This window comes from Rhizobium sp. BK456, from assembly GCF_014194045.1.
GTDB classification, from domain to species: domain Bacteria; phylum Pseudomonadota; class Alphaproteobacteria; order Rhizobiales; family Rhizobiaceae; genus Rhizobium; species Rhizobium redzepovicii.
The window spans coordinates 508,679-533,855 of the sequence record NZ_JACIAO010000002.1 but is presented as its reverse complement, the minus strand read 5'-3'; the positions used below and the strand labels follow the sequence as shown (position 1 = coordinate 533,855).

Sequence of the window (25,177 nt, the reverse complement as noted above, 5' to 3'; positions counted from 1 at the left end):
AAGCGGAAAAGGATCGCAGCCATGGCCGCGATCCTCATCCTGTCAGTCGCGGTTCTGATCTTCGGCCGCGTGGGCCGAAACGGCGACGAGATCGACCGTGCCGTTGGCAAGCAGGCGCTTGCGCACCAGCACGCGCATGACACGCGCCGCCGTCGAAAAGGTCATCTGGTCGAGCGGGCCTTCGCCCTCCCACGGCTTGGTCAGCCGCTCGGTGACGGCGCCGACGATGTTCATCGGCACGATGTCGGTGCATTCGCGCATGGCTTCGAATACGAAGCCGATAGGGATGACCCGTCCTTCGTAGGTGACGATCGGTTCGGTCAATTCGCTGTCCCATTCCTCGAAGGCGTAAAGTGCTTCGCGAAACAGCTGCTGGAGGGTAAACGGCGCGTGGCCGTCATGAAGTGGCGGCAGGGCATTCATCATGTCTGTCTCCTCTTGATGGGTTGAGGCCAAAGTCCTCCGGTCTCGGTCGCGCCAACGCGGGGAATGGCAGGTTTTGCTGCCCCTGCGAACCGAATAACACTATTGATTCTATAGAGTAACGCGCCGGGGTAAAGCCCAATTCTGCGCCCTTGCGGAAGCGAATTCCATAACGCGCTGATTTTCTTGCGTGTTTTAGTGGAAATTTTCTCAGCCACGCCCCTTCCTGAAAATCCATGCCAGCGGCTGCAAATCGCCCCGCAATGGTACGACGGGGCGAAAAAACCCTGCAAATTCACGGAACTTTTGCCGCTGTAATTTGTTTTGTTCTCACACTTCGAAAAACAGTCTGGGGTAATCACCAATGACGCAAATCCATGAACCGGAGCGCCGAAGCAGAATCCTGCGCGGCCGCCCATATAGCCTTGATGAATTCGCTTCCAAATATGGTCTTGGCGGCGAGCAGGCCGAAAGACTTTTCACCCGTTTTGGGCCCTCTTCGATCGAGCTCGACCTGCTGATGGCTGCCAAGCGGCGCCTGCCGGTTCGTAACGACGGGCCGGTTCCGCAGGACAGAATTGCCGAATAACACCTTTCACGAATGGAATAGATAGATGAGCGACAAGCGCCACGAATGGATTAGCAAAAGAGCTTACGCGATCTGGGAAGAACAGGGCCGTCCCGAAGGGCGCGGTGACGAACACTGGCGCCAGGCAGTGGCCGAGCGCAATGCCCTGGAACGCACGCAAGCCTCTGTCGACGGCCGCGAGGTGCTGGTGAAATTTCGCCCGAAACAGCCGCGGCCCGAACTGCCGCTCCAGGATTGGCTCAACCCTTCGACCAAGGTTGGCTGATCTCTATCTTATGTTGGCTGCTGAGGCCCCTGCGGGGAACCTCAGGATGAGGGCGGAGAGAGATTGCGGCTTACCTCATCGGAGATTGCGGCGCCTTACGCCGATAGCCTAGCAGCAGGGCACAACAATGCGGGCGGAGAGAGGGCGCGGCTTGCCCGCCCAAGAACGCAGAGCCCTGCCGCCGACGGTCTAGCCTCAGGGCACAACAACTAGCCCTCATGGTGAGGAGGCACGCAGGGCCGTCTCGAACCACGAGGGATGGCCACTCCAGCGCCGCACGATTGCTGCTCACTCGCTCCCCATGCTCGCCTCTCGCCATGGAAGTCACAATCTACATCCTCCGTTGCAGCGATGGCTCTTATTATACCGGGCTGACCAAGCAGGAGATCGAGGCGCGTGTCTGGGAGCACAATGCCGGCACCTATGACGGCTACACCGCCAAGCGCCTTCCCGTCGAACTCGTGTTCACCGAAACCTACGACCGCATCATCGACGCCATCGCCCGCGAGCGCCAGATCAAGGGTTGGTCGCCCCAGCAACGGCAACGTACAAGGATGAGGTTGGAGAGAGGTTGGCGCTTGGGGTTTGCGGCTCGCGCGCGCCAACAATGGCACAGTCTAGCCGTTTCCCGAGACACCAGCGCCGCCATTGGAAAGCATTCTTCAAGCATAATGGCACAAATCCAGGGAGTACGAGCTTTCCCTCTGCCCGCCCGCGACAATGCCGCTCGACACCTTCTTCGCAAAATCGGAAACGGATGAGAATGAAAACGTGGTCGCTCGCAGGACGCGGATTTCATCTCGTCGTGGCCGATCCCGGCGCCCGGTCGGTGCTGTAAGATCGGGAAGAGCCTGAAAGCCCTGCCGGGGCGGGCCGTGTCAGAAAACGTTGTTTTCCACGCTAAGCGCCCTGTGGACCTCGGTCCAGAACAGCGCCAGCGGGGTGTCGCCGTTGCGTTCGGCAACGAGCGCGCGGATCAGCGCTTCGGAGCCTGCCATGTCCTGCCAGCTGGATTTCAGGCCTTTGGCGGCCTGTTGGCATTCGGCAATCTCGAAGGGTCGCTTGCTGTCCATATGAGGTCTCCTCGTGGAAAGGCGCTAGCAGGCGGAGCCGGGATTGTCATTCCCCGCATATGTGGGGATGCCTTGTATTTATGACGGTCCTCACGGTAGGATTGAGGGAATTGGGGCAGTGGAAATGATCGAGAATAGCTATAGCGATAAGTTCGAGTCCGCCTTCGAACAGATCAAGGCGGCGGCCAATGTGGATGCTGCCATCCGCATTCTCCAGGCGCAATATGGCCTCGATTTCGTCACCTACCATCTCGCCCAGACGATCGCCAGCAAGATCGATTCGCCCTTCGTGCGCACCACCTATCCGGATGCCTGGGTCTCCCGTTACCTGTTGAACAGCTATGTGAAGGTGGATCCGATCGTCAAACAGGGCTTCGAGCGCCAGCTGCCTTTCGACTGGAGCGAGGTCGAGCCGACGCCGGAGGCCTATGCCATGCTGGTCGACGCCCAGAAGCACGGCATCGGCGGCAACGGCTATTCCATTCCCGTCGCCGACAAGGCGCAGCGCCGCGCGCTGCTGTCGGTGAACGCCCGAATCCCGGTCGAGGAATGGACGGAGCTTGTCCGGCGCTGCCGCAACGAATGGATCGAGATCGCCCACCTGATCCATCGCAAGGCCGTCTACGAGCTGCACGGTGAGAACGACCCTGTGCCGGCACTGTCGCCACGCGAGATCGAGTGCCTGCACTGGACAGCACTCGGCAAGGATTACAAGGACATCTCGGTCATCCTCGGCATTTCCGAGCACACCACACGCGATTATCTGAAGACCGCCCGCTTCAAGCTCGGCTGCGCCACCATCTCGGCCGCCGCCTCGCGGGCCGTGCAATTGCGCATCATCAATCCATAGTCTTTGCTCGGCGCATGTCGTTACGTCAGCCCTCATGCTTTTGGGCTAATCCCCTCATCTGAGGGGGCCCATCTGAGGGAATTTCCGAACCGGCCGGCCTGAACCATTCTGCTCTCCACGAACTTGTAAACGCTGGAGGGCAAAATGTTCGTTATCATTCAGGCACATGAGTATCAGAAATACGCTGCCGTACTCGACCAGATGTTTCGCCTGCGCAAGAAGGTGTTCGCCGATACGCTCGGCTGGGACGTTCCTGTCGTCGGCCCTTACGAACGCGACAGCTACGATGCGCTGGCTCCTGCCTATCTCGTCTGGTGCAACGACAGCCGCACGCGTCTTTACGGCGGCATGCGCCTGATGCCGACGACCGGCCCGACCCTTCTCTACGATGTCTTCCGCGAGACGTTTCCCGATGCCGCCGATCTCATCGCGCCGGGCATCTGGGAGGGCACGCGCATGTGCATCGACGAAGAGGCGATCGCCAGGGATTTCCCTCAGATCGACGCCGGCCGCGCCTTTTCGATGATGCTGCTTGCGCTTTGCGAATGCGCGCTCGATCACGGCATCCATACGATGATTTCCAACTACGAGCCCTATCTCAAGCGCGTCTACAAGCGCGCTGGCGCAGAAGTGGAAGAACTCGGCCGCGCAGACGGCTACGGCAAGTACCCCGTCTGCTGCGGCGCCTTCGAAGTGTCGGACCGCGTGCTGCGCAAGATGCGCACCGCCCTCGGCCTGACCCTACCCCTTTATGTCAGACATGTTCCGGCCCGCTCGGTCGTGACGCAATTCCTGGAGATGGCAGCATGAACCGCCTCGCTGAAACCGCAATACAGAAAGATATCGGCGCCCTGGAGCGCCACGTGCTCGCCTCCCGCGATATCGCCACGCAGATCGGGGATCCCTTCCTCTCCTATCTCCTCTCGATGGCGCTGTTCACGATCTACGAGAAGAAGGCTCACCACGAGAACGAGGCGCTGAAGAGCAGCTTCAGCTGAGGGCGCGACCCCCTCCGCACGCCTGAAGACGAGCATGTCTCCCGGCGCCTCGCGCGCAGCCGCAAAACCTGTCCCCGTTTTGCGGCTGTGCGCCCCTTCATGTCATCAGCGAATTGCCGTCACGTCATCAGGGAATCGATCGTCGAGATCAACGCGTCGTGCATATAGGGCTTCGGCAGGAAGGCGGTGTTGGCGGGCAGCGCCATGGGGTCGAGCCGCACCATGCCCGAGGTGATGATGATGCCGATGTTCGGCCGCATCGCCCTCACCCGCTTGGCAAGCTGGATGCCATCCATGGTACCCGCCATATTGACATCGGTGAACAGGATATCGACATCCTGCCTGCCCTTCAGCACCACCATCGCCTCGTCGGCATTCGCCGCCTCCAGCGCCACATGGCCGACCTCTTCAAGCACATCGAGAACATTGAACCGGATCAGCGGCTCATCCTCGACGATAAGCACCACGGCACTGTTCAACGCCACCATCTGCGATCGCCCTCCTTCATCGAATCCAATCTCTGTAATTGTCGCCGGCGCGAGAAGGTTCCAGTACCGGCGCCGATGAAATATGCATCGTCCACAGATGCTTGCGCTCTGCGCTTGTGGCTCCCTGCAATTTGCGTTAGAGCGAACCGATGCTGCGGGAACCATTGCCCCGGCATCCTGGCGCCGGCCTCCGGCGCCAAGGCGCCACCACCGGCGTCAAGGGCCTGTAGCTCAATGGTTAGAGCCGGCGGCTCATAACCGCTTGGTTGGGGGTTCGAGTCCCTCCGGGCCCACCATTTCTATCTTCGGACGTTGTTTTTCCATCGTTTTTTCCTTGATTTGTCTCACCGGAATTCCGGCTCGATGAAAGTGGGACATTTTTGCGGGCCACGTAGCTCTTTCGCCGCTCGAATCCAGCATCGATGATCCGCTTGGATTGGGCGGCTTTGGTGTAGTGCTGTGCCATCTTGGAATCAGACCAGCCGAAGATCGCCATCAACTGATGCTCGGTCGCACCTGCCTCGGCGAGGATCGTCGCAGACGCCTTTCTGAGGCCGTGCGACGAGCATTCCGGCAAATCGGCATCGTTGCACCACTGGCGCATTTTGTTGCCGAAGCCGCTCCCGCTGAACGCCTTGCCGTATTCGGTGATAAGGAAGGTCGGCTGATCATGTGTGATCGCGTCCAGCGCCTCCCGCAGCTCGTCTGTGACAGGCAGACTGAGGGACTGGACATATTTGCCGGAACCCTTCTCCGGCATGAATTCGATACGATCGCCGACCAGGTTCCGCCAGCCAAGCTTGACGAGATCGGAGCGCCTCACGCCCAAATTCAGCATCAGTTCCATTGCAAGCCGGGCCATCGAGCCGAGCGGATAGGCTGCGCGATAGCGCGCCAGCTCCGCTTCGCTCCAGGTGTGGAAACCGGGCGACTTATGGATTTTGGTCACGCCGTTCGCGGGGTTGAAGGTCACAAGTTCCGCGCTGATAGCCCAATTGAACAATGCCTTCAGATATTTCACCAACTTGTCGGCCGCGCCGGGCGTGCCGCTGCGCTTCATCTGGCTGGCTTCGATGTCTGATTTGCGAATCTTCTTGAAGGGTAGCTCCCCCACATTGCTGCAATAGCGATTGAGAACGCTCTTCTTGTCTTTCTGGGTCGCTGGCGACTGGCTTTGAAACGCCTTGGACCGATAATAGGTCTCGACAAGCCAGCGAACGGAGCCGGGCTCCAATCTTGAAATCGGGACCGTCTTTTCACCCCGATCGCCAGCCAGAACGCGGTGATATTCTTCTGTAAATGCCTGGGTGACGCTGCCTGCATCGTCCAGATAGGCGGACGTCATGCGATATTTCGGCATGCCTGGCAGGCGGAGATAAAACCGCTCGTTGCCGTGCCGATCGACATCCCGTGAGCAATATTTGAAGGGGACGCGCTGATTACCCGACCGCGTAATCAAACGGGTTTTCGCCATCGTCTTCGTCTCCGCTCAAGCCCTGTTCTTTGATGTCGCACCAGGACGCCCGGATTTCCTCGGCATCCCAACGGCGCAACGCGCCGATGTTCACGCCTTTCGGCATAAGGCCACGGCGAACCCAGTCGTCAAAGGTGCCCGTCGAGACGTCGAGAAGTTCCGCCGCACGGACGCGGCTGACCGCGACCTTGTAAATGGGGCGTGGGGCCAGCGCTTCGGCTTGCTGCTTCATGTGCCGCTCCTCACGCTCTGGAGGCGCTATCAGCAAGCGCCCAAGCCTTCTGCTTGGGCTCGACCATATTCGCTGCAAGGTACTCATCGACGGCGTTTTCAGGCAGGAACAGACTGCCCCCAATCCGTACATGACGGATTTCTTGCTTAGCGATCAGGCTCCGAATGCGTGCCACCGGCCATCCCGACCGGTCCGCCAATTGCTTTGGTGATAAAAGCTGAGATTGCATAACTGCTCAACTCCCTAGAGATAATTCGACACGGAAAAGAACGAATCATATAATCGCGTTAGGCGCAACGATTTTATCGCATTCGAGATATTTTGATGCAAGACGGATTTATGGAGGCTATGGGGCAAAGGCTTGGGAAAATTCGGAAGGATTCCGGGTTAAAGCAAGTACCTTTTGCTGAAGCGCTTGAGGTATCGCAGAGCGCTTACAACACCTATGAGCGTGGAAATCGCGAGATTCCTGCGAAGCTTCTCCGCCTCCTGCATGTCAAATTTAATGTTAATCCCGCGTGGATGCTCACGGGCGAAGGAAGCCCGTACAATCGTGACACGGTAGATCTGTATCACCAGGTCACGGGGGCGGTTGACGCTTTCATTGCGCGGGGAAACTGTCAGGTGGAGCCGGACAAGCGGCTAAAGCTAATCCGCTTCCTGATCGATTACGCCGAACAACATGGCGAATTCACTGAGGAAATTGCAGAAAAGTATCTGAGGTCAGCGATATGAGTAAATCGAGCTTCGAAGAGCAGATTATGCAGGGCGTGTATGTGCTTGGCCGCCAGCGCGATCAACTGGCATCTGAAAAACGAAGGTTGGCAAGGCAACTACGCTATTCCCAGCATTCGGCCCGGCTCACCACCCTTTCAAAGCAATACGATTTCGGAATGGTCTTTTTCGCAGCGATTGGCGCCATTCTGCTCATCATGTTTGATGGTGAAAATTCTTCAGGCGCTTGGCTGTATCCGACACTGAGCTTTTCAGTGATGCTGTTCTCGTGTGCGATTGCATTGCGTGGTCGAAAAATGGTCACCCGGATAAGGATTTTCCGCGACCGTTTTGGGAGCTGGCAAGCTTGATGCAATTGCATTGCGAGGAATGCCTCGCTGTCCTTTTGTCGAAAAAGTCCGTCAATCATGTCAAAAGAACTGATTTCGTATAAAGGTTGTGGAGGTGAGGCGAGAAATATTGCAATCGTTGTAGCGCTTTGAATAGATTTTATACTTCTATATCAGAGTGATTCTGTCGGGGCGTCTATGGCCGTTGTAATTGATCCAGAAATTCGCATCCTTCCTGACGACCATCGAATCTTCATTCTTCATCCTGGGGATGGGAAGCGCTTTTACGCGGATTTTTTTGAAACAAATTCGGTTTTCTTGGACATACCCGGCATCACGTTGCCAGCGGTAATCGACATTGACGATGAAGATTTCCGAAACCGGCTCCGAATGGCCAAGCGTATTTCGCTGTGGCACCGGAGCTCAAAAAAAGATGACGAGCCGAGTAGAGACGCTTCAACTTATCAAGTTAAGAATCCAGCCGTGCAGGCCCCACGGTTCGTACATGAGATTCACGACCTGTATGCGGAAGCTCGTCCGGGCGACCTTATTATAATACCGGGCAAAGGTTACAACTCGACTGTCTACATTGGCGAGTTTGAAGGCGAGTTCGATCCGAACTATCAAGTGGTCAGTCGGCGTTACCCCGATGAACAAATACCTGCCCGGAAAGTAAAGTGGCTCGACGTGACTATGGCGAAAGGCCAGTTCAGTCGGAGACTGATCAGGCTGATGCAGAATCGCCAGGCGATTATCCAAGTGTCGAAAGACGAGGATAAACGAGACATCTACGAGTTCGCATACGGCGAATATATTTGGAAGGAAACGTCCGGGAGCTTGATTCGGGTCACAGAAGATGTGATCGATGTAAAGGATCTCACAGAAGCGTTTGATCTAACCAATTATTTTGCGTCGCAGTACATTGCGCTAAGAAAAGGCGAGCTTGATAAGTTCCTTCAGCTGCCATTTCACGAAGCAATTGAAAAATATTACGACAAGAAGTATTTTGGCGGCGTGAGTGTCGAAATACACTCGCCGGGGTATTTTGGGCGTCCAATGAAGGACGTCATGTTGGCGGGATATGTGTCTGCTATGCTGGCTATTTCAGGCGCGGGTGTTTCTGCGCAGGAAGCTATCGCAGTAACGGTTGAGAATTCTGCCAATGCCACCCGCTCAGTATGCGACGAGAAGCTCGAAGCGGATATTCGCGAGTCGATGGAAATGCACGCAAACTTCGATCTTTGGGAAAAGGTTGTGTGCCCCAGACGCGAAGCAACAAAGAAAGAAGTCGGCCTGAAGACCGGCGTGTCCGTCAAGGTCAACCGGAACGGGCAAAAACCCTAACGATCCGTCAATCAATTCCTATATACTATAAGACCGAGTTCATGTAGTCGTGCGCGATCTGCGACCAGGAGGTGTTGACAATGTGGAAGGGAGCTCTTGCGTTTTGCCGCGAACATATCCTTGCCACAGCATGCGCCACCTTGGTGGCAGGAGGCTTGGGCGGCTACACAATCGGGTGGTCACTGTATGAAGCCCGAGTGAACCGCATCGAAGAAATGAAGGTCGAGGCCGTCAAGAATTTGAATAAGGAACGAGAAAATATGCTCGTTCTTTTTCAATCCTTCACGTCAGGCCTAATTAACGATGGCAAGCTGGACTCTCAAAAGAGAGACGAGATTGCAGCAAGCTTGTCCAAACAATATTCCGGATATAGCGCTTACACTCAGAATTTGTCCCTCCAGGATGGAGCTGCCGTAAAGAAACTGCAAACCTCTATGAACGATCTTAGAAAGAGGCTTCTTGCGGTGAAAAAAATGGAAGACCTCGATCCTGTCTACATGGAGATGAAAGGCATGTTCGAGTCATTCAAGACTGTCGATCCCATAATCGACAAGTCCATAAAGAGCGAACAATCCGCATCAAGTTAACCGCGTTAGCATTGGCGGTTAACTGTCGCCGAGCCATCTAGAATTTGTGTCTTTCACTGAAATTTCTGCCGCCATCAGGCGGCAGCGTGCCCGACTATGTCCAGCAGCTTTGCGTAATCGGTGACGACATCATACCGCACCCGATCCTGACTGGTTTTACGGCTGATCTCATCGAAGAACTTCCTCGCGCATGCGATCTTGGTATTCTCGATTTCGCGAATCTTCATCGACGACATTGTCCCCTTCGTCTCGGCAACGAAGTAAACGTGGCGTACACTCCCGGCCTTAAACGAGATTGCCCAGTCTGGATTGTAGTCACCAACGGGCGTTGGTATCAGGAAGCCGCGAGGCAGCTTGGCATAGACGACGACCTCGCTGCTCGTATCCAACTCTTTTACAAACTCCCGCTCCACGTTCGAATCCGCGATGACATAGTCAAAGACATGTTTATTGAGCTTTGCTGTCGCCCGGGAAAAGTCCTGGCCGGTTTGGGCGGCGGTGAAGATATTGACCGAATGCTTCTCGTCAACCTCGTCATAGGCTAACTGCTGAATAACCATAGTGGCTTTCTGCTCAGCGATGATCCGCGACGCCTCCGAAATGAAGTGCTCGGGGTTCGTCTTGAACTGCGCAAAAATAGCCGGTTCGATCTTGCCTAAGATGCCCGCTGCGGTCTCCCGCGTTAGCTGGGAGCCGTCCGCGATTTTCCCGAGAAGATCATATTTCACCAGCGAAACGACAGAATCTGCCTCGTAGGATGCCTGGTCGTTCTCCTCGAACCCTTCGCCACGAGCTAGTTCGCCATCCGTTAGGGTGTCCCGCTGCGTTCCCGACTTAACTGTGTAACGCAGGGGCGTTACGCGTAGCTCTCTGTTCAACGCATCAACGCTCTTCTGGACGAGTTCGTGGGAATCGAATTCCACCCTATAGACAGCTTTCTGATTGATCCGCGCCCAAAGCTCCTGGAATTCCGCTCGTTCAAAATTGGCGTTCAGCGGGTTGGTCTTCGGCTTCCGGCCATCATCAACCTTCGGCATTTGTGCCGGGCTGAAGACGCTATCGATCAGCTCAAACACCTGGTCGGCATGCGGCCTCAGTTCATCTGGCAGTTGCGCCATGGTTCCTGCTGCTTTGGCCTCGTGATACGCGTCGGCGATATGGTCGCCATCGTCGGTGTAGTCGTTCTTGACCAGATAGCGGTAGATTTGCTTCGCCATAGCAGCCGTAACTTCGATCGACCCTTGATCGGTAACGATTGTCTTGCCGGTGAAATAAGCTTCCGTCGCCTGGCGCGGTCGGGATGACAGCGTTTCCGCAATCTCCCTTTGGAGCCCTGCAACGAAATCCTTGTAGCTCTCGCTTGCGACGACGGTCAGCACGTTGATGTCGTGCACAAGAGACGGATTATCCATCCGATCGCCATGCTGATCGACGCTCAAACGCAATCCGCGACCAACCTCCTGACGGCGCGAGATTGTGTTGTCGCTGTGCTTCAGCATGCACATGACGAAGACATTCGGGTTGTCCCAACCTTCGCGCAGTGCCGAGTGGGAGAAGATAAACCTCGTGGGCTCTGAGAAGGAAAGCAAACGTTCCTTGTCCTTCAGGATCAGATCGTAGGCGTCAACATCGTCGGAATCGACAGATCTGGCACCCACATCGGGATCCTTCAGGCGATTGGTCTTCTTGTCGATCGAGAAATAGCCGTTGTGCGTCTTCGCCACGTCGATGCCTGCGAGGTACTTTCGATAGTCCTCGTTGTCGATCGCCAGCTCGGAGAGGTACTCTTCTTTGAGAAGCGTATACTCGTCTTCGAAAACGCGTGCATACTCCCCTTGCTCATCGGCCTGGCTATAGTCTCTGTATTTCACGACCTCGTCGATGAAGAAGAGCGAAAGCACCTTGATCCCTTGGGAAAAGAGCTGCTTCTCCTTGTCAAAATGGGCCTTGATCGTCTCGCGGATCTGGATGCGGCGGATGTCGCGTTCGGAAACGTCACCGTTGGCTTCGCCGGCATGCAGAACGACACCATTCGTGAACTCGACCGTGTCGCTGACGGCATCGATCTGGCTGATCGTGAAGCCACGGTATTGGTCCAGCTCGCCCGATTCCACGAACAGGTCGTCGCGGAACTCCAGCCGACGCAGCTGGCGTTTGATTTCGCCAGACTTCAGCTTCACCTCGATCTCGATCCGGGCAACGGGCGCCTTCTTTGAGATGTCGATGCCCTCAAGATAGGCATAGGCATTGGTGCCGGCCAGACCGCGTGTCTGGATGCCGCGCACGGCAATCTTTTTCACCAGCTTCTGATTATAGGCGTCTAGCGCGTCCAGACGATGCACCCGGTTATGCTGCGTCCTGTGGGTCGCCGAATAGCGCAGGATCATCAACGGCCTGAATTTCGGCAGCGCCTCCATCGTCGCTGCACCTTCCATCTTCTGTGGCTCGTCCAAGATCAGAATCGGTCGGTTCGAAGCGATCACGTCGATCGGCTTGCGCGACTGAAAGTCATCGAGCTCTTCGTAGATGCGCCGGTTATCAGCTCCGCGTGCAGCGAACGCCTGGATATTGATCACCATCACGTTGATGCCAGCGTCGGACGAAAAACTCTCTAGCTCGTGCAGGCGCTTGGAGTTGTAGATGAAAAACCGCGCCTTCTGGCCGTAACTTTCGGTGAAGTGGTCGGCCGTGATCTGAAGCGACTTGTAGACGCCTTCGCGAATGGCGATCGACGGCACCATGATGATGAACTTCGACCAGCCATAGCGCTTGTTCATCTCGAAGATCGTCTTGATGTAGCAATAGGTCTTGCCAGTCCCGGTTTCCATCTCGACATCAAGATGGACGCGGGTCGCAGTCAGGGCTTCCTTCTTGTAGGCTGCCCTGACGGGAACGCGGGCGCCCTGGTTGTCTAAGGTCGTGAAATCGGTGAGCGACTGCGAACCGGGCAGGTTCTGGCGCCGCTGCGCCTTCTGGATGTTCTCCAGGATTTGCGAGTCGGTCAGCGTGAGATCGGCGTTTTTAAAGCCTTCATAGTCTGCCTCGGGCCGGATCTGCTGGCCTTTTTTGATGACGCCGGGATCGATGCGATAGATCAAGCCAGAGGTCAAAGGCTGGCCGGCAAAGCAGTCGACCACATCATTGACCGCGTTGGTCTGATAGGGCTGAACCTTGAACTTGAGTTTCATGGACGGCCTCAGATCGACTTGACTTCAGTGGTGGGCGAGAGCTGGCGGAAAATCTGCTCAACGTTGATCTTCACCGCGTCGGAAACGAAACCGTTGTCGCGGAAAACAACGCGTAGGGGTTCGCCGCCCGCCAATTCTTTAACGAGATCCTCAGTCACGCCGTGATCGAGGCATGCGACGAGTGCGTTATCATCAACGAAGAACACCGTCTTGCCCTTCACGGTCTCACGGCGGATGGGCAGCGTCAAATCAACGCCCCAATCGACAAGCACTTGAAACAGCAGATCTTCTGCCGTTCGGCCTTCCTTGACGTTGTCAACCATATCGAGCAGGTCAGCCTGGTTCAGCTCGTCGGGGCGGTAATAGACATCCTTCATGTTAGAGGTGTCCACCTTGAGCACCCGAAAGCCGACATCGCGGTTCCAATTGGGATGATGTTCGCCTTCGAGAACTTGCTTGCCCGCACGACGAATACGTTCTTTCGATATCTGGGCTATATTCTGGTACCCCGCTGCTCGCGCGGAGCTACTTTCGTTTGTTTGTTCCGGGAACTGCACCATTACGAAGCGCCGGTTGCGCCCATCCAACGCGTTTTGAAGAAACATTGCGTGCGCTGTAGTGCTGCTTCCAGCGAAAAAATCCATAACGATGGCATCGTGAGCGTCTTCTCCAGCAGCCATGTCGATGAATTTCTGAATGATAGTCTCGTCTTTCGGGTAATCAAAGTACCCCCCACCAAGCAAAGTGGAGAGGCGCTCTGACGCTGATCTTGCTGGCTGATAAAAGACACTCTGCGGAGTCTGCGTATCCGTCTCATGCAAATACCTCCGAACCATGATGCTGGTCGGAGAGATGAATGAGATCCTCCCCTCATCAACCAATCGATTGAACGTCTCTTGGTCGAAGGCCCATCCGCGGTTCGGTCGCAACGGAATGGTTTCTCCCGTCTTGGGATTTTTCAGTACGAATTTTCGGCCACCCGGCGCTGTGGGGTCATCTTCTTTGTACGCTCCCCGCTTATCAATGTAGCGAAATCTTCTTAGCCCAAAGGACGGCGTAGCTTTCATAGCACGAAACCAGCCAGCGAGTTCCTCGGACGAAGCATCGTAGTCTTCGCCGTGCTCTTTTCTCAGCCGCTCAACCTCCTTGAGGACGGGCTCAACACCTTCCTTTGTTACAGACCAGGAGGTTTTTGTAGCGCGCCTGTCCTTCACGTAGCAGAGGACATATTCGTGGCATACGCCAACCTGGCGGGCGTCGTTTTTGTTCGCGCCTTCCCATATAATTTCTGTAATGAAATTTTCTGCTCCAAAAATTTCATCCATCATGTGGCGCAGCCCAGCGACTTCGGTATCATCGATACTGACAAAAATTGCTCCATCTTCACGAAGCAGATTTCTCGCTACTTTTAGGCGAGGGTAAATCATTGAAAGCCAATCAGAATGGAAACGGCCGTTCGCGCTCAGGTTGGCAAGCAGCCGGTTTCCATCTGAATCTTTTTGATTAGAGACTTTCAGATATTCATCTGCCCCTTGCGCAAACTTGTCGCGATATACGAAGTCGTTTCCAGTGTTATAGGGCGGGTCGATATAAATCACCTGCACTGACCCAAGGTATATCTGCTGAATTAGCTTCAACACCTCCAGATTATCTCCTTCCAGGAAGAGATTCTTTGTCGATGGGAATTCGAGACTTTCTGAAAAATTTGGTCGGAGGGTCTTAGCAATCGGTGCATTGGCGTTGATTAGCGCCTCGCGCTTACCCGGCCAATCTAGCCGATATCGCTCCTGCGGCCCTTCCACGATATGGTCACTCAATTCCTGACGCAGCTGATCGAAGTCCACTGCTAGTCGTACCGCACCCGTCGCCTCGTCGTGCGCCTCGGTCACACAGCCTGGAAATAGTTGACGGATCTTGGCAATGTTATCTTGGCTCAAATCGGGGCTGTGCATTTTCAGCTTGTCCATTGTCATCCTCTTAAACGTCCGTCATTGCGGAGCCGGGGTATCCCGCATGACCTGATGAGGTCAGCCGCTCCAGTTCCTGTTTGGCCGCGCGCAATTCGGCATTAATTGCGATGCGTTTGTTGAATTGCTTCTCTCGCGAAAGCCGCGCCTTAATCCGTTCGACCTCACGCGCTTGACGCTGGATCGCCTCGGCCCGCGCAATGCGATCTCCCAGCGATACAATTTCCTCCGGCTCGGCAGTGATGAAAGGCGCCTGCGGCGCCTCAGCCATACCGGTGGCAAGCTTCGCCGTCTGCCCTGCCACCAATGGCTCAAGCAGCCGCTCATACAGCGCGCCCATGTCCAGAGCGACCGGAAGCGGCGCGCGCGGCGCGTCCTCGGGCAGCCAGTCGCCCTCGAAATAGTCCCCCACAACCCAACGGGCGCTGTCGGCCTCGCCCCGACTATTCAAAGACTGGCGTTTGTAGGTCGCCATCAGCTTGATCCGCTTCGCGTGGACAACCTCAAAGATCAGCGGAAAGGCAATGGCCTTGTCGATGGCGCGCAACACTTCGCGATCCAGCGCCGCCGTACGCGTGGTCACCCGAAAAACCTGAATTTCGGCAACCTGCTTTGTCGCTGCAAGATTGACCGTCTCAGGCGCCAGCTTGTGTGACCAAACGATCTGGTCCACATCGCGCACGAAGAGATCCTTCAGCGCGGAATTGGCGCCGGCGTGTTCATAGATCTTGTTTTTCGGGATCACCCGCCCAAAGGCGGCAGCGCGGGGCCAGTCGTAAAGCGTCATGGGTTACCGCCTTCGATGACCAAGAAGGCGATCAGCTCGAAATCGTCCAGCCCCTTGATCATATGGGTCAGCGCCGTGGTGCGCCCACCGCTGAACAGGCTGTCGATATCCTTCTCCTCCTTCACCTCGATCATGGACCGGATCGCCTGCCCAAGCAGGTCCGAATACTGCCCCATCTTGCGCCCATCTTCCGTTCGCTCATTGAAGATGCGGCAAATATCGCGGACAGGCTCGGCCTGGCCTTTGCAACTGGCGCGGATTAGATCGAGCAGCTTTTTGACTTCGGTGTGGTCGGCAACAATCGCACCGTCATCGCCGATATAGACCAGATAGAACGGATGCAGCCGGTTCTGCTGGTTGATGTTGACGCTGTCGTGGATGTTCTTCAACGCGAAAATGACACCGGGCTTCAGCCCCAGTTCCGGCTGCGCCGGCACGACGGCGTGCATGCCGAAAGGCACGTTGTCGAGATCACCATGTTCTTTGACGTAGTTGAGCAGATCCATGCGAAAATCGTTAAGACCGAGGTCGGTGATCGATATGCCGGCCTTCACATCCTCCAGCTCGATGACCTCGTCCTGGAGCTTCTTAAGCTGCTCCTTGCGATAGGCAATGTCGCTCGATTTTGCGGTAAGCACATTGTCGTCGCCGGTAGCGGTGATGTCGGTGATCACCATGCGGTTTTCGACGCGCTCCTTGAGGTTGATATATTCGTCGAGCGTGATGTCGGGCCAGTAGTTGACGAGCTGGATTTGGCTGTTGGGCGAGCCGATACGATCAATCCGCCCGAAACGCTGAATAATCCTGACAGGGTTCCAGTGGATGTCGTAGTTGATCAGGAAGTCGCAATCCTGAAGGTTTTGGCCTTCCGAAATGCAGTCCGTGCCAATCAGGATGTCCAGTTCGGCCGGATCATTCGGCAAGGCGACCGCCTTTTCCTTCGAGCGGGGCGAGAAAAGGGTCAGCACGCTCTGAAAATCATAAGCTCTCTTGAGGGTCGTCTTCGGCGCGCCTGAGCCGGTAACCTGGCCGACATTGAGCCCAAGCTTCTGGGCGACAGGCGCAAGGTTGTCGAAGAGGTAATTGGCCGTATCAGCAAAAGCCGTGAAAATGATGACCTTGCGGTTGCCCTGATTAAGAGGCTCATCAATCTTCTGCTTGATGACGGAAAGCATGTGCTGAAGCTTTGCATCGTCTTGAGGCACGACCTTGTTCATGGACGCAATCAGGCTCTCGATCAGTACAAGGTCTGCCGCCAGGTCATGCTTCCAGGATGGCAGGTCCATATCGCCAAGGCTGATTTGCACTTTCTTGCCGACGGTGAACTCATCAAGGCCGCCGAGGTCTTCATCCTCAGGATCAAAATCGCTCATATCCTCGAGGTGATCACTGATGCTCCCGCTCTGTCCCGTTCGCTCGAATGCCTCAATGGCCTCAAGCGCACGCGAAATGTTGGTCCCTAGAGCCCCCAAAGTCAGCCGGAAGGCGGCGACCGAGCTTTCAAGGCGCTTCAGCAGGTTGGTTGTCATCAGTGCCTGAAGACTGCGCTCGCGATCGGCCTGCCGAAGTTTGCCACGGCCTCCCTCGACCTGCGTGTCGTAGATCTCCTCGTATTTCCGCAAACGGCTTGGCAGTATGTAGCTGATAGGCGCATAGACGGCGAGCTTGAGCACCGAAAGCTGCGTGAAAATCTCGTTCAACCCCATCACGTCCTCGCGCTGCGTGATCGGGCAATGGAACGACATGGGCTTGCGGCGCTGCGGGAACTTGCCGATGTCCTTGGTGTCGTAGAAGGTTTCGATGTGCTTGCGCGACCGAGCAATGGTCACCGCGTCGAGCAGCTCAAAGAAATCAAAATCCAGCGTTCTCAGGATTGAGGCCGCCGTCCTCTCGTCGGGCGGCAAGGCCGACCATTCATTGAAGGCCTTCTGGGCACGCCTGAATATTTCTTCGATACTGGCCTCGGACTTGAGGCTCTTGCTCAACGCATCCGACTGTCCCTCATAAGCAAGCGCCAACTGATTGCGCAGATCGGTGAAACGGTTGTTCACCGGCGTTGCCGAAAGCATCAAGACCTTCGTCTTCACGCCATCACGGATCACCTTGTTCATCAGCTTCTGATAGCGGGTCTCTCGATCCTTGAAGACGTCATTGTTGCGGAAATTGTGGGATTCATCGATCACCACCAGGTCGTAGTTACCCCAGTTCACGCGGTTCAACGGGATGCCAAACGACTCTCCGGATGTCCGAGACAGATCGGTGTGGCAAAGAACGTCGTAATTGAACCGATCCTTGCCAAAAATATTGGTGGTGAGATTGGTGTTATAATTGCGCCAGTTATCCGCCAGCTTTTTGGGGCAGAGAACGAGCACGGACCTGTTACGCAGCTCGTAGTATTTGATTACGGCCAAAGCTGTGAAAGTCTTACCGAGGCCAACGGAATCGGCCAGGATGCAGCCGTTATAAGTCTCCAGCTTGTTTATAATGCCGGTCGCCGCATCTCGCTGATAGTTAAACAGCTTATTCCACACGATGCTGTCGCGATATCCTGTCAGATCGTTGGGAAGAACGTCCTCGTCAATATCCTCCAGAAACTCGCGGAAGATATTGTAAAGCATCGCGAAATAGATGCGCTCTGGCGAGTTCTCCTGATAGACGGATTCGATGTGGTCGCAAATCGCGTCGGTGACGTCTTTCAATTTCTCTGTGTCATTCCAAATCTGATTGAACAGTTGCAAATAGACGCTGGTATGGCTCGGCTCATCCATGCGCGTCACGATATTTGAGACGGCATTGCCCTTTTGATACCCGAGATCAACGGCGGTGAAGCCACTGATCGGCATATAAGCGACGGCATCATCACCGACTGAAACATGAGTAAATGCCTGCATTGGCGCTTGCGTTGCGTTGGATTTAAAGCGGGCCTTTTTCCTAATCCACTCCGCGCATTCCCGCGCAACCGCGCGCTGCGTCAGCGTATTGCGGAGTTTGATCTCGAATTCCGTACCGTAGAGGCTATTTTCGCGGCTCGATTTCGGGATGAAAAACTCGCGCCGCTCTTTTCGCAGGCGATCTGTCACCTCCGTCGCAACGAATGTCGGCGACGTGAAGACAAATTGCAGGCTCTCCACCTTGGATAACTCTGCTTTGAGGGCCTCAAAAGCATAGATCGAAAAACAGGAAGCGGCGATTTTAACCCGCGAGCCGCGAGTGAGTGTCGCCTTCAGATCGTCTCCCAGCAATTGCGAGGTGTTGTCTATAATTCTCATATCAACCCCACAAACAGGACAGTGGCGCGGCCGCCAATCGATCGCCGAAAGGAACAATGTCGGCGCTGTCGTAAAGGACCACGCCATAAGCAAAACGATCGCCGGCAGCTTCCGCCAAAGCCTTCAAACCAGAAAAATCGCCAGTCTTGACCGTGGCACTGGCCTTGACCTCGATGCCGACGATCATCCCGTCGTCACGCTCCAAGACGACGTCCACCTCCCGACCGTCTCGATCGCGAAAATGATGGGCAGCGACCCTAAGGTCTGACGCCGTCATGAGCTTCCGGACTTCCGAAAAAACGAAGCTTTCCAGCAATGCTCCGAACATCCCACGATCAGCCTTCACCCGATCGAATGTAAGCCCGCGTATCGTCGCCAGCAGCCCGGAATCAACGAAGTGCAGCTTCGGCGTCTTCACCATCCTCTTCAGGGCATTGGTAAACCAGGGCTGCACCGTTGTTATCAGGAAAACCTGCTCCAACAGGCCCACGTATCGCTGGCCGGTCTTGTGGCTTACGTTGATGCTAGCTCCGAACTGGGAGTAGTTGACCAGTTGGCCGGAATGCTCCGCCAGCAACCGAACAAATTTCGGCAGCTCGGTCAATTTCTCGACGTCTGCAATATCGCGCAAATCGCGGGTCAGGATAGAAGTGAGGTAAGAGCGCGCCCAATCCTGGCGGCGACGTTCGTTCTCTCGACTAAGAGCCTCTGGAAAACCGCCAAGCAAGACCAACTGCACCAGATCGTCTCCGACAACTGCATTCGGCTGACTTTTCAGCTTTCCATCAAACAAACCCTCAAGAAAGCTCGGGGAATTCCCGGCGATCTCGGCCCTCGCCAAAGGAAGCATTTGGATAGTTTCCATGCGTCCCGCCAAGCTATCAGCGACTTTCGGCAGCGTCAGCACATTGGCCGAACCGGTCAGGAGAAACCGACCGGGACGGTAGTCTTCATCAACAGACTTCTTGATAGCCAATAGAAGGTCCGGCGCTCGCTGCACCTCATCGATGATGGCTTGATCGAGACCTCGGATAAAACCGACTGGATCATTCCTGGCGGCTTCCAGTACCGTCTGATCGTCGAGCGTTATGTAGGTGCGCTCCGAAGTGCCCATCTTTTTGACGAGCGTTGTTTTGCCTGCCCGGCGTGGTCCAATTATCAAAACAACGGGCGTATCGGACAGCGCCTCATCTGCCCGCCGCTCTACAAACCGCCCAAACATTCAGCACTCCGAATCTCCGCTGATCGGGACTATCGTATTCGGCTATTTGGAAGTCAATAGCCGGCAGATTGGAAGTTGAGTAGCGGATATTTGCGACGAGAAATGCACGGACTAAATGGGGGGACGGATCCACGATACGAAAATTCCGGAAGACATGCCGACAATACCCGTAGACGGCTTAGGCTGGCGCTTTTGCTCTGCCGGCCACTGTCCGCAATGCTCTTAAGCGTAAAAATTGGCACCGCCCGATGCGATCGCTTTTCGCACCGTATCCAAGACTTCATCTGCAGTGCAATCCGGGCTGAGCGTGCGACCTCGTGCCAGGTCCGCGATGGCGAGTCCACAAGTCTCTTTATCAATTCTCAATGTATGGAATGTCTCTTTCCATTCACCATAAACTTTCTCCGCCACATCCATTGCTGTAAGAATTCTTGTCATCAATATTTCTCGTAGGTTTAAATCTGCACAAGGTCTGATCTCGTCACCGCCTTGCGACCAAAGCGGCAACTTACAGTGGGTATACATCGGAGAATTATAAGATTTCCCCACGCGCGCCATTAGACTTTTAGCTTCAGGCGTCCGATCTCCAGAATCTTCAAACCTGTTGCCTACACCATAGGATTCCGATCCAGCTTCGCCCGATATGCCGGATGCCGGTGCGACACGATCGCATCGACAAGCGCGGGAGGTTTCGAGCCCGTTAGCAACAGCATCTTGCCGGTCTTCATTTCCAGGATCTGATCTGCGGTCATGAGCTTCTGGCGCTGTTCGGCGGTAGAGGTCTTGCGGCTTTCACCGAATTTCGCGGATGATTGCTTGGTGCGGGTCAACACCGTCTGATCGCCAAGCGCGTTCGCGGCCCAATTTGCGGTTTCGAATTCGGCGCGGCCGAGACCGAAAATGCGGGTAGTGACGCAAGAGCCGAGAATGCTGGCGGTGTCGCCCTTGCCATAAACGCTTTCGATCTGGCCCTTGTCTTGGGTGATGAACAGCGCCTCAATGCCGGAGCCGGCGGCGACGTTGGCGATGTTTATCAGCTTTTCCATCCGCCCGAGACGGACAAACTCGTCCAGCACCAGGAGCACGTTCTTTTTCAGCTTCCTGGCACCCTCAAGGCGCACGGCCATGCCGAGAATGATGTTTGTCAGCAGCCGAAGAAAGACGGCCTGGGCGTCCACCTGGTCGAGGGGCACGACCATAAAGAGGTCGGCGCGACCCTCGAACAGATTTTCAAGCGAGCATGTGGACGTGCTGAGAAAGCTGCGCATTTCGTCGGAGCGAGCCCAATCGAAGGCCTTCTTGATCGTCGTCTTGATCGCGCCGCGCTCGTTCTCCCCGGCTGCAAGGAAGGTGGCGGCGCCGGCGGCCGGGCGGGTGCCGAATATCTCTGGCGCACCGGCCCATTCCGTCAGCGTCTTTTCAAAGCCCGTCGAAAACAGCAGGTCCATGACGGTGATCAAGTTGCGATCGGCTTCCGTGCGCCTGGTCATGACCACCTCGATCACGGCGGCAATCATGGATTTCGCCATTTCGGCGAAGTGTGCGCCGTTTCCGCCTTCCGGTCGAACAAGCCCCTCGGCAATGACCTCGATGTCGCGGACCAGGTGCGCTTGCCGGATATAGTCGAGCGGATTGAAACGATCCTTCGACGGCTCGATAACTCCGAAGGGGTTGAGAACCACGACCTGACGGCCGAGCGCGCGGCGATAACGGCGCGTAACTGCGAAATTCTCGCCCTTGATGTCGAGGACTGCGACCGGGCCGTCATGGTCGATGATGGCCGGAATGACGACGGACACGCCTTTCCCGGCGCGTGTGCCAGCAATGGCGACATGGTGGCCGGCGCGCCATCCCGTCTTCGGATTGGGACGGTAACGCAACATCGCACCGCCGGAGAGACCGAGCGGCAAGCCGGTGTCGTTGTGCCGGAGCTGGCGTAACTCGCTCCGATTCATCCACCGGGCGCGCCATGGGCCTTGTTTGGAAAGGCGGTTCGATGATGCCGGCGCGGCGATCGAAATCGCGCGCAGAATGAAAAACAACGGCACGGGCAGACCAATGGCAAGGCTGGTTTGCAAACCCAGTCTCTGAGCCTCTGTGAAGCGCGCCCATGTCGATAGTGTGCCCCGGATGCTCTCGGTTCCGGAATAGCCAGCGTTGCGCCAAGCCTTGAAGCTGTCGAGCAAAACGCCTGCCGCAATGGTGGGGTCGGTAAGGGCGAGAGCAGACGCGGCAAGGAGGGCAGCCCCCACAGCTAAGCCCGACGCGCTGCGGATGCGGCCCTGGGTGTCTCCGGCCAACGTCAGCAGCGCAAACCCGAAAAACATGAGCAGGATCGCGGCGCGCGAATTTTGGTAGATGGTCGGCCAAAACAACGGGGCGGTTTCCATCAGCAGGAAACCAGCGGCCATGACGGCGACGGCAAGAGCGTAGCGATAGGGCTGAATGATCAAATTCATGAATCGAAACTCCAGACGGAAATGAAAATCAGTTGCGACCGCGACCGGGCGCAGGCGGTCGGGCTGTCACGTCGTTGGCGCGACCGCCTCCAGCATCGCTTCGGCTTGCTCCAGCAGGGCGAACGCTTCCGCCAGCTCGGTCGAGGCCGTGCCACTGGAATGTCTGCCGGAGGCGAGCCAGGCGTTCATGAAGGTAGCCTGTGACGCGATGAGCGATTTCAGCGATCCTTCCAAAGCCGATTGCCGGCTTTCGATCATGTCGCTCGAGCGCTTCTCCAGTGCCTCGAATTGCGCGGTTCCGCTCTGCAAGGCGTTCATCAACGTCTCGACGTATCCCAGCAATTCGCGCTCCAGCGGCGACAGGGTCTCGGGCATTGGCGGTCTGGTGGCTTTGGTCATCAGTCAATCTCCCTGGACGATCTTCAGGCATGGCGTTTTGTCGGTCCCGGCTTGGCAGGTGATCAGCTGAAGCCGGTTGCCGTCCCAGGTCAGGACTTTGCCGCTGTTGGCCTGGTTGACCTGCAATCCCATCTGCCAGAGGCTGGCGCTCTGGGCGCGGTCGATCATCAGCCCCGCCCAAAACCAGCTCGCGGTGAAGCTCAACAGAACGATCAGCAACGCCACAGCGCCCATGGTCAGGAAGAACGGTTGCACCATCGAGCGAAGCCGGTTCACGTCCGCCTCGATCGTCGCCAGCGCGTCGTTCAAGTGCTGACGGTTCGCGTCCGTGAAGCTGCGGATATCGGTCTCGATTGTAGCTTGCGCGCGTTTCAAGGCTTCGCTCCAATCGGTCTCGAAGCTCGTCGAGGGCAATGGCGTCGAGCCGGCTTCCGGAACGGCTGGACTCGCCAGCCGCTCTTTCAAGCGCTCGCTCAAGGGTATTCTCTCGGGTCCAGTCTTCACGGAACAGGTCTCCTTTCAAACGCCAGCGCTCGTCGGTCTGCGGATCGCGCACGGTGATGTAATTTTTACTGGCACGCGGCAGGTCGAAACCTGCCGCCGTCAAAGCCTCGGTCATGCTCGGGCGGTCACGGATTTCGCCGGTCTCGATGCGTTGGACGATCCAGTCATGGATCAACTCGCGCGCATCGCCGCGCCTGACGCTCTCGATCAGGCTGGCGGTCTCGCGGGCGCGCTCCGGCGCCATCGGATCGTTCCAGCCGTGTTCCTTGTTCAGAACATCGCGCAAGGCGTCGTAGTGCTTCTGGTAACCGGGCGGCGCGATGTTGAGGCTGCGCCCGCTGACAAGCTCCATGCGCGGCGTCACAAAATGCAGCTCGACGCGGCCCTCATGGGTGTGGCGCACCCACAGCATATCGCGCTGGTCGGCTTCGAGACCGGCAAAGGCAAGGTTCTCGAAGGCGTCCATCACCTGCCGTTGCTGGGCATGGTTCGGCGCGTCCTCCGCCGTGAAGGCGATGACGCCGGCGCGATAGGTCCACTGGTGCGGGCAGGCGTCGATCAGCGCGCGCATGCGGTCGGCGTCTCCGCGCAGAACCTCCGGCAGGGGCTCGCGGGCAAACAGCATAACGTCGCCGCGCTCATCGCGGATCGCGTTGCGGTTCTGGTCGTAAGCGACGACGTCACGCTCGACGAGGTAATCAACTGGTCCCGATCCGCCGCCCTGGCCGTTTCGGAAGAACTTGATCAGCACGGCGCGCCATCCTTGGCCGTGAACTGCTCAAGCGTTTCCGAAAGCGCCCGCTCGATGGCAACCAATCGCGCGGCAACCGTGATTGCGTCGATGGCGGACACCTGGCCCTGAGCCTGAGCAGTGTTCAGCCATCGCGCAATCTGGTTGAGGTTGCCGCCGATCCGGGCGACGGCGCGCACCAGTTCCGGGTCCACCTTGGGGACCGGACGGCGGCGGCGCGCCTCGGTGAGGCCGAGCGCTTCCCGCATCAGCGTGGCGAAGGGCATACCAGCCCGTGCCGCGCGTGCGGTCAGCGCCTGCTTTTCCGATGCGGTGCAGCGGAAAACCACGACGGCATTGAGGTCGCCCTCGGGTGATCGCCGCGCGTTCTTGGTGGGGTTTGAAGGGGAGGCCTGTCTCCCCTCACAAGGCTCCCTGTCGGACGGCTCGCCGTATGACAGGGGTCGCCTTGCTCCCTTCAAATCGCCAGCCATCATGACGCCCTCCGGACTGTCGGTTGCCGGGCGGTTTCATCGGCAATGTGGTCACGGCGACGACTGAAATAGGCGATCCAATCGAGTGCGCTCGGGGTGGCTTCATCCGGAGGCCAATAGCCTGGGAACGCATAACCCGGCTTACCTGATTTCACCGTTCGCAAGCCTAAGACCTCGATCGATGGGAGCCCATGACGGCGCAACCAGGTGCGCCATTGCTCGACCTGATCCGCCTTGGTCTCGGCGATGAAAACGAGCGGAACGGCTCGCCGCGTCTCGACGCGCGGCGGGGCGTCCTCGCGCGGGTTAGGTTTATATATTTTTTCTTTCTCTGGGTTTGGTGGACATATTTGCCCCCCTTCACCGGACACATCTGACCGCCTTGCTGGACGGTTTTGACCGCCTTTGTCCGGGGAAAGGGTGACAACTTTGTCCGTCTTTTCGCGGGCGTCCGATGCGCGTAAAATCGACGCCGCTGAGGGACGATATTCCGTGTTGTGCCCGACGCCATTTCCGCGCTGGACCTCGAACCATCCTTTGACCTCAAGTTCACGGACTGCGCGCTGAATGGTTTTGACGCTCTTGCCGGTTGCGTCGGCAATCGTTTGATAGGACGGCCACGCCTTTTCGGTGTGGCCGTTCAAATGCGTGGTGACGATGTAGAGCGCCACCGACCGCGCGTTGTCGCTCAAATCATTGTCGCAGCTCAACTGCTGAAGCCACTGCAGCTTCACGTCCCGGAATGGCCGCGCTCCGCTCATGCGCGCCTCC

General features: G+C 56.7%; 26 protein-coding genes, 1 tRNA gene and 2 pseudogenes. 12 read left to right on the top strand and 17 right to left on the bottom strand.

Translation table 11 applies throughout. The annotated features are described in order from the left end of the window. Positions 1-42 precede the first annotated feature (42 nt). Complete coding sequence (locus tag FHX03_RS08870) at positions 43-426, bottom strand: hypothetical protein (RefSeq protein WP_003593258.1); 384 nt, start codon at positions 424-426, stop codon at positions 43-45. Positions 427-787: 361 nt separating this feature from the next. Here FHX03_RS08870 and FHX03_RS08865 point away from each other — a divergent pair, with 361 nt between their 5' ends. The 3 genes and pseudogenes from FHX03_RS08865 to FHX03_RS08855 form a co-directional block, all read left to right on the top strand. Continuing rightward, entirely contained in the window at positions 788-1,012 is a 225-nt protein-coding gene (locus FHX03_RS08865) for a hypothetical protein (RefSeq protein WP_183777617.1), read from the top strand. 25 nt (positions 1,013-1,037) lie between these two features. Beyond that, the gene (locus tag FHX03_RS08860) at positions 1,038-1,277 is read left to right on the top strand and encodes a DUF2934 domain-containing protein (protein ID WP_097628188.1); all 240 of its coding nucleotides are present in this window, start codon (positions 1,038-1,040) and stop codon (positions 1,275-1,277) included. A 317-nt stretch (positions 1,278-1,594) separates the two neighbouring features. Next, positions 1,595-1,822 (top strand): annotated as a pseudogene (locus tag FHX03_RS08855) (GIY-YIG nuclease family protein); the annotation flags it as partial. A 333-nt stretch (positions 1,823-2,155) separates the two neighbouring features. Here the strand turns inward: FHX03_RS08855 and FHX03_RS08850 are convergent. After that, a complete protein-coding gene (locus FHX03_RS08850; RefSeq protein WP_097628187.1) occupies positions 2,156-2,350 on the bottom strand; it encodes a hypothetical protein in 195 nt (64 codons plus the stop codon). 124 nt (positions 2,351-2,474) lie between these two features. Between FHX03_RS08850 and FHX03_RS08845 the strand changes: the two genes are divergently transcribed. The 3 genes from FHX03_RS08845 to FHX03_RS08835 all read left to right on the top strand — a co-directional run bounded on the left by FHX03_RS08845 (position 2,475) and on the right by FHX03_RS08835 (position 4,198). Then, positions 2,475-3,200 carry a LuxR family transcriptional regulator gene (locus FHX03_RS08845; RefSeq protein WP_097628186.1) on the top strand — a complete coding sequence of 242 codons (726 nt, stop codon included), beginning with the start codon at positions 2,475-2,477 and terminating at the stop codon, positions 3,198-3,200. A 144-nt stretch (positions 3,201-3,344) separates the two neighbouring features. Next, the gene (locus FHX03_RS08840) at positions 3,345-4,010 is read left to right on the top strand and encodes an acyl-homoserine-lactone synthase (protein WP_088936510.1); all 666 of its coding nucleotides are present in this window, start codon (positions 3,345-3,347) and stop codon (positions 4,008-4,010) included. Next, on the top strand, positions 4,007-4,198 hold the full coding sequence (locus FHX03_RS08835) for a hypothetical protein (protein WP_003593249.1): 192 nt from the start codon (positions 4,007-4,009) through the stop codon (positions 4,196-4,198). The genes FHX03_RS08840 and FHX03_RS08835 overlap by 4 nt, the downstream gene beginning before the upstream one ends. 119 nt (positions 4,199-4,317) lie before the next feature. On the opposite strand, the gene FHX03_RS08830 is transcribed toward FHX03_RS08835, so the two are convergent. Continuing rightward, entirely contained in the window at positions 4,318-4,686 is a 369-nt protein-coding gene (locus FHX03_RS08830) for a response regulator (RefSeq protein ID WP_012558426.1), read from the bottom strand. Between the two features lie 220 nt (positions 4,687-4,906). On the opposite strand from FHX03_RS08830, the gene FHX03_RS08825 reads away from it, so the two are divergent. Then, positions 4,907-4,982, top strand: a tRNA-Ile gene (locus tag FHX03_RS08825). Positions 4,983-5,182: 200 nt separating this feature from the next. Here FHX03_RS08825 and FHX03_RS35065 read toward each other — a convergent pair. From FHX03_RS35065 to FHX03_RS08810, 3 genes and pseudogenes are all read right to left on the bottom strand, one after another. Next, a pseudogene (locus FHX03_RS35065) lies at positions 5,183-5,524 on the bottom strand (tyrosine-type recombinase/integrase); the annotation flags it as partial. 601 nt (positions 5,525-6,125) lie between these two features. Beyond that, on the bottom strand, positions 6,126-6,392 hold the full coding sequence (locus tag FHX03_RS08815) for a helix-turn-helix transcriptional regulator (RefSeq protein WP_183853341.1): 267 nt from the start codon (positions 6,390-6,392) through the stop codon (positions 6,126-6,128). A gap of 10 nt (positions 6,393-6,402) precedes the next feature. Next, entirely contained in the window at positions 6,403-6,621 is a 219-nt protein-coding gene (locus tag FHX03_RS08810; protein ID WP_183853339.1) for a helix-turn-helix domain-containing protein, read from the bottom strand. A 95-nt stretch (positions 6,622-6,716) separates the two neighbouring features. Between FHX03_RS08810 and FHX03_RS08805 the strand changes: the two genes are divergently transcribed. The 4 genes from FHX03_RS08805 to FHX03_RS08790 all read left to right on the top strand — a co-directional run bounded on the left by FHX03_RS08805 (position 6,717) and on the right by FHX03_RS08790 (position 9,387). After that, complete coding sequence (locus FHX03_RS08805) at positions 6,717-7,127, top strand: helix-turn-helix domain-containing protein (RefSeq protein ID WP_183853337.1); 411 nt, start codon at positions 6,717-6,719, stop codon at positions 7,125-7,127. After that, positions 7,124-7,477 (top strand): hypothetical protein, encoded by a 354-nt coding sequence (locus FHX03_RS08800; RefSeq protein ID WP_183853335.1) that lies wholly within the window; start codon positions 7,124-7,126, stop codon positions 7,475-7,477. Before FHX03_RS08805 ends, FHX03_RS08800 begins: the two co-directional genes overlap by 4 nt. Before the next feature lie 177 nt (positions 7,478-7,654). Further along, positions 7,655-8,800, top strand: coding sequence for a hypothetical protein (locus FHX03_RS08795; protein WP_183853333.1), 1,146 nt, complete (start codon positions 7,655-7,657; stop codon positions 8,798-8,800). Between the two features lie 80 nt (positions 8,801-8,880). Next, positions 8,881-9,387 (top strand): hypothetical protein, encoded by a 507-nt coding sequence (locus FHX03_RS08790; protein ID WP_183853331.1) that lies wholly within the window; start codon positions 8,881-8,883, stop codon positions 9,385-9,387. 74 nt (positions 9,388-9,461) lie between these two features. Here FHX03_RS08790 and FHX03_RS08785 read toward each other — a convergent pair whose 3' ends face one another. The 9 genes from FHX03_RS08785 to FHX03_RS34350 all read right to left on the bottom strand — a co-directional run bounded on the left by FHX03_RS08785 (position 9,462) and on the right by FHX03_RS34350 (position 22,987). Continuing rightward, positions 9,462-12,575, bottom strand: a complete 3,114-nt coding sequence (locus FHX03_RS08785; RefSeq protein WP_183853329.1) for a type III restriction-modification system endonuclease — start codon at positions 12,573-12,575, stop codon at positions 9,462-9,464. An 8-nt stretch (positions 12,576-12,583) separates the two neighbouring features. Continuing rightward, positions 12,584-14,542, bottom strand: coding sequence for a site-specific DNA-methyltransferase (locus tag FHX03_RS08780; protein WP_183853327.1), 1,959 nt, complete (start codon positions 14,540-14,542; stop codon positions 12,584-12,586). A 10-nt stretch (positions 14,543-14,552) separates the two neighbouring features. Further along, the gene (locus tag FHX03_RS08775; protein WP_183853325.1) at positions 14,553-15,329 is read right to left on the bottom strand and encodes a DUF4391 domain-containing protein; all 777 of its coding nucleotides are present in this window, start codon (positions 15,327-15,329) and stop codon (positions 14,553-14,555) included. Further along, complete coding sequence (locus tag FHX03_RS08770; RefSeq protein ID WP_183853323.1) at positions 15,326-18,598, bottom strand: helicase-related protein; 3,273 nt, start codon at positions 18,596-18,598, stop codon at positions 15,326-15,328. The genes FHX03_RS08775 and FHX03_RS08770 overlap by 4 nt, the downstream gene beginning before the upstream one ends. A gap of 1 nt (position 18,599) precedes the next feature. Further along, positions 18,600-19,820 carry an ATP-binding protein gene (locus tag FHX03_RS08765; protein WP_183853321.1) on the bottom strand — a complete coding sequence of 407 codons (1,221 nt, stop codon included), beginning with the start codon at positions 19,818-19,820 and terminating at the stop codon, positions 18,600-18,602. A 222-nt stretch (positions 19,821-20,042) separates the two neighbouring features. Next, positions 20,043-20,258, bottom strand: coding sequence for a hypothetical protein (locus FHX03_RS08760; RefSeq protein WP_183853319.1), 216 nt, complete (start codon positions 20,256-20,258; stop codon positions 20,043-20,045). Positions 20,259-20,428: 170 nt separating this feature from the next. Beyond that, positions 20,429-22,279: a type IV secretory system conjugative DNA transfer family protein gene (locus FHX03_RS08755; RefSeq protein ID WP_183853317.1), complete on the bottom strand. Its 1,851-nt coding sequence runs from the start codon at positions 22,277-22,279 to the stop codon at positions 20,429-20,431. 66 nt (positions 22,280-22,345) lie between these two features. Beyond that, complete coding sequence (locus FHX03_RS34355; RefSeq protein ID WP_246699218.1) at positions 22,346-22,654, bottom strand: hypothetical protein; 309 nt, start codon at positions 22,652-22,654, stop codon at positions 22,346-22,348. Between the two features lie 27 nt (positions 22,655-22,681). Continuing rightward, on the bottom strand, positions 22,682-22,987 hold the full coding sequence (locus FHX03_RS34350) for a hypothetical protein (protein ID WP_246699217.1): 306 nt from the start codon (positions 22,985-22,987) through the stop codon (positions 22,682-22,684). Between the two features lie 19 nt (positions 22,988-23,006). Between FHX03_RS34350 and FHX03_RS35060 the strand changes: the two genes are divergently transcribed. Next, the gene (locus FHX03_RS35060) at positions 23,007-24,044 is read left to right on the top strand and encodes a hypothetical protein (protein ID WP_409565137.1); all 1,038 of its coding nucleotides are present in this window, start codon (positions 23,007-23,009) and stop codon (positions 24,042-24,044) included. Here FHX03_RS35060 and FHX03_RS34340 read toward each other — a convergent pair. Beyond that, a complete protein-coding gene (locus FHX03_RS34340) occupies positions 23,927-24,406 on the bottom strand; it encodes a MobC family plasmid mobilization relaxosome protein (protein WP_246699208.1) in 480 nt (159 codons plus the stop codon). The two genes, FHX03_RS35060 and FHX03_RS34340, sit on opposite strands and share 118 nt — an antisense overlap. Further along, the gene (locus FHX03_RS08740) at positions 24,406-25,167 is read right to left on the bottom strand and encodes a helix-turn-helix domain-containing protein (RefSeq protein WP_183853313.1); all 762 of its coding nucleotides are present in this window, start codon (positions 25,165-25,167) and stop codon (positions 24,406-24,408) included. Before FHX03_RS08740 ends, FHX03_RS34340 begins: the two co-directional genes overlap by 1 nt. Between the last annotated feature and the right edge of the window lie 10 nt (positions 25,168-25,177).

What these genes read in the sequence shown, in the direction of transcription:
- FHX03_RS08870 (WP_003593258.1), bottom strand. Translation starts at nt 426, where the DNA reads ATGATGAATGCCCTGCCGCCACTTCATGACGGCCACGCGCCGTTTACC.
- FHX03_RS08865 (WP_183777617.1), top strand. Translation starts at nt 788, where the DNA reads ATGACGCAAATCCATGAACCGGAGCGCCGAAGCAGAATCCTGCGCGGC.
- FHX03_RS08860 (WP_097628188.1), top strand. Translation starts at nt 1,038, where the DNA reads ATGAGCGACAAGCGCCACGAATGGATTAGCAAAAGAGCTTACGCGATC.
- FHX03_RS08850 (WP_097628187.1), bottom strand. Translation starts at nt 2,350, where the DNA reads ATGGACAGCAAGCGACCCTTCGAGATTGCCGAATGCCAACAGGCCGCC.
- FHX03_RS08845 (WP_097628186.1), top strand. Translation starts at nt 2,475, where the DNA reads ATGATCGAGAATAGCTATAGCGATAAGTTCGAGTCCGCCTTCGAACAG.
- FHX03_RS08840 (WP_088936510.1), top strand. Translation starts at nt 3,345, where the DNA reads ATGTTCGTTATCATTCAGGCACATGAGTATCAGAAATACGCTGCCGTA.
- FHX03_RS08835 (WP_003593249.1), top strand. Translation starts at nt 4,007, where the DNA reads ATGAACCGCCTCGCTGAAACCGCAATACAGAAAGATATCGGCGCCCTG.
- FHX03_RS08830 (WP_012558426.1), bottom strand. Translation starts at nt 4,686, where the DNA reads ATGGTGGCGTTGAACAGTGCCGTGGTGCTTATCGTCGAGGATGAGCCG.
- FHX03_RS08815 (WP_183853341.1), bottom strand. Translation starts at nt 6,392, where the DNA reads ATGAAGCAGCAAGCCGAAGCGCTGGCCCCACGCCCCATTTACAAGGTC.
- FHX03_RS08810 (WP_183853339.1), bottom strand. Translation starts at nt 6,621, where the DNA reads ATGCAATCTCAGCTTTTATCACCAAAGCAATTGGCGGACCGGTCGGGA.
- FHX03_RS08805 (WP_183853337.1), top strand. Translation starts at nt 6,717, where the DNA reads ATGCAAGACGGATTTATGGAGGCTATGGGGCAAAGGCTTGGGAAAATT.
- FHX03_RS08800 (WP_183853335.1), top strand. Translation starts at nt 7,124, where the DNA reads ATGAGTAAATCGAGCTTCGAAGAGCAGATTATGCAGGGCGTGTATGTG.
- FHX03_RS08795 (WP_183853333.1), top strand. Translation starts at nt 7,655, where the DNA reads ATGGCCGTTGTAATTGATCCAGAAATTCGCATCCTTCCTGACGACCAT.
- FHX03_RS08790 (WP_183853331.1), top strand. Translation starts at nt 8,881, where the DNA reads ATGTGGAAGGGAGCTCTTGCGTTTTGCCGCGAACATATCCTTGCCACA.
- FHX03_RS08785 (WP_183853329.1), bottom strand. Translation starts at nt 12,575, where the DNA reads ATGAAACTCAAGTTCAAGGTTCAGCCCTATCAGACCAACGCGGTCAAT.
- FHX03_RS08780 (WP_183853327.1), bottom strand. Translation starts at nt 14,542, where the DNA reads ATGGACAAGCTGAAAATGCACAGCCCCGATTTGAGCCAAGATAACATT.
- FHX03_RS08775 (WP_183853325.1), bottom strand. Translation starts at nt 15,329, where the DNA reads ATGACGCTTTACGACTGGCCCCGCGCTGCCGCCTTTGGGCGGGTGATC.
- FHX03_RS08770 (WP_183853323.1), bottom strand. Translation starts at nt 18,598, where the DNA reads ATGAGAATTATAGACAACACCTCGCAATTGCTGGGAGACGATCTGAAG.
- FHX03_RS08765 (WP_183853321.1), bottom strand. Translation starts at nt 19,820, where the DNA reads ATGTTTGGGCGGTTTGTAGAGCGGCGGGCAGATGAGGCGCTGTCCGAT.
- FHX03_RS08760 (WP_183853319.1), bottom strand. Translation starts at nt 20,258, where the DNA reads ATGACAAGAATTCTTACAGCAATGGATGTGGCGGAGAAAGTTTATGGT.
- FHX03_RS08755 (WP_183853317.1), bottom strand. Translation starts at nt 22,279, where the DNA reads ATGAATTTGATCATTCAGCCCTATCGCTACGCTCTTGCCGTCGCCGTC.
- FHX03_RS34355 (WP_246699218.1), bottom strand. Translation starts at nt 22,654, where the DNA reads ATGCCCGAGACCCTGTCGCCGCTGGAGCGCGAATTGCTGGGATACGTC.
- FHX03_RS34340 (WP_246699208.1), bottom strand. Translation starts at nt 24,406, where the DNA reads ATGGCTGGCGATTTGAAGGGAGCAAGGCGACCCCTGTCATACGGCGAG.
- FHX03_RS08740 (WP_183853313.1), bottom strand. Translation starts at nt 25,167, where the DNA reads ATGAGCGGAGCGCGGCCATTCCGGGACGTGAAGCTGCAGTGGCTTCAG.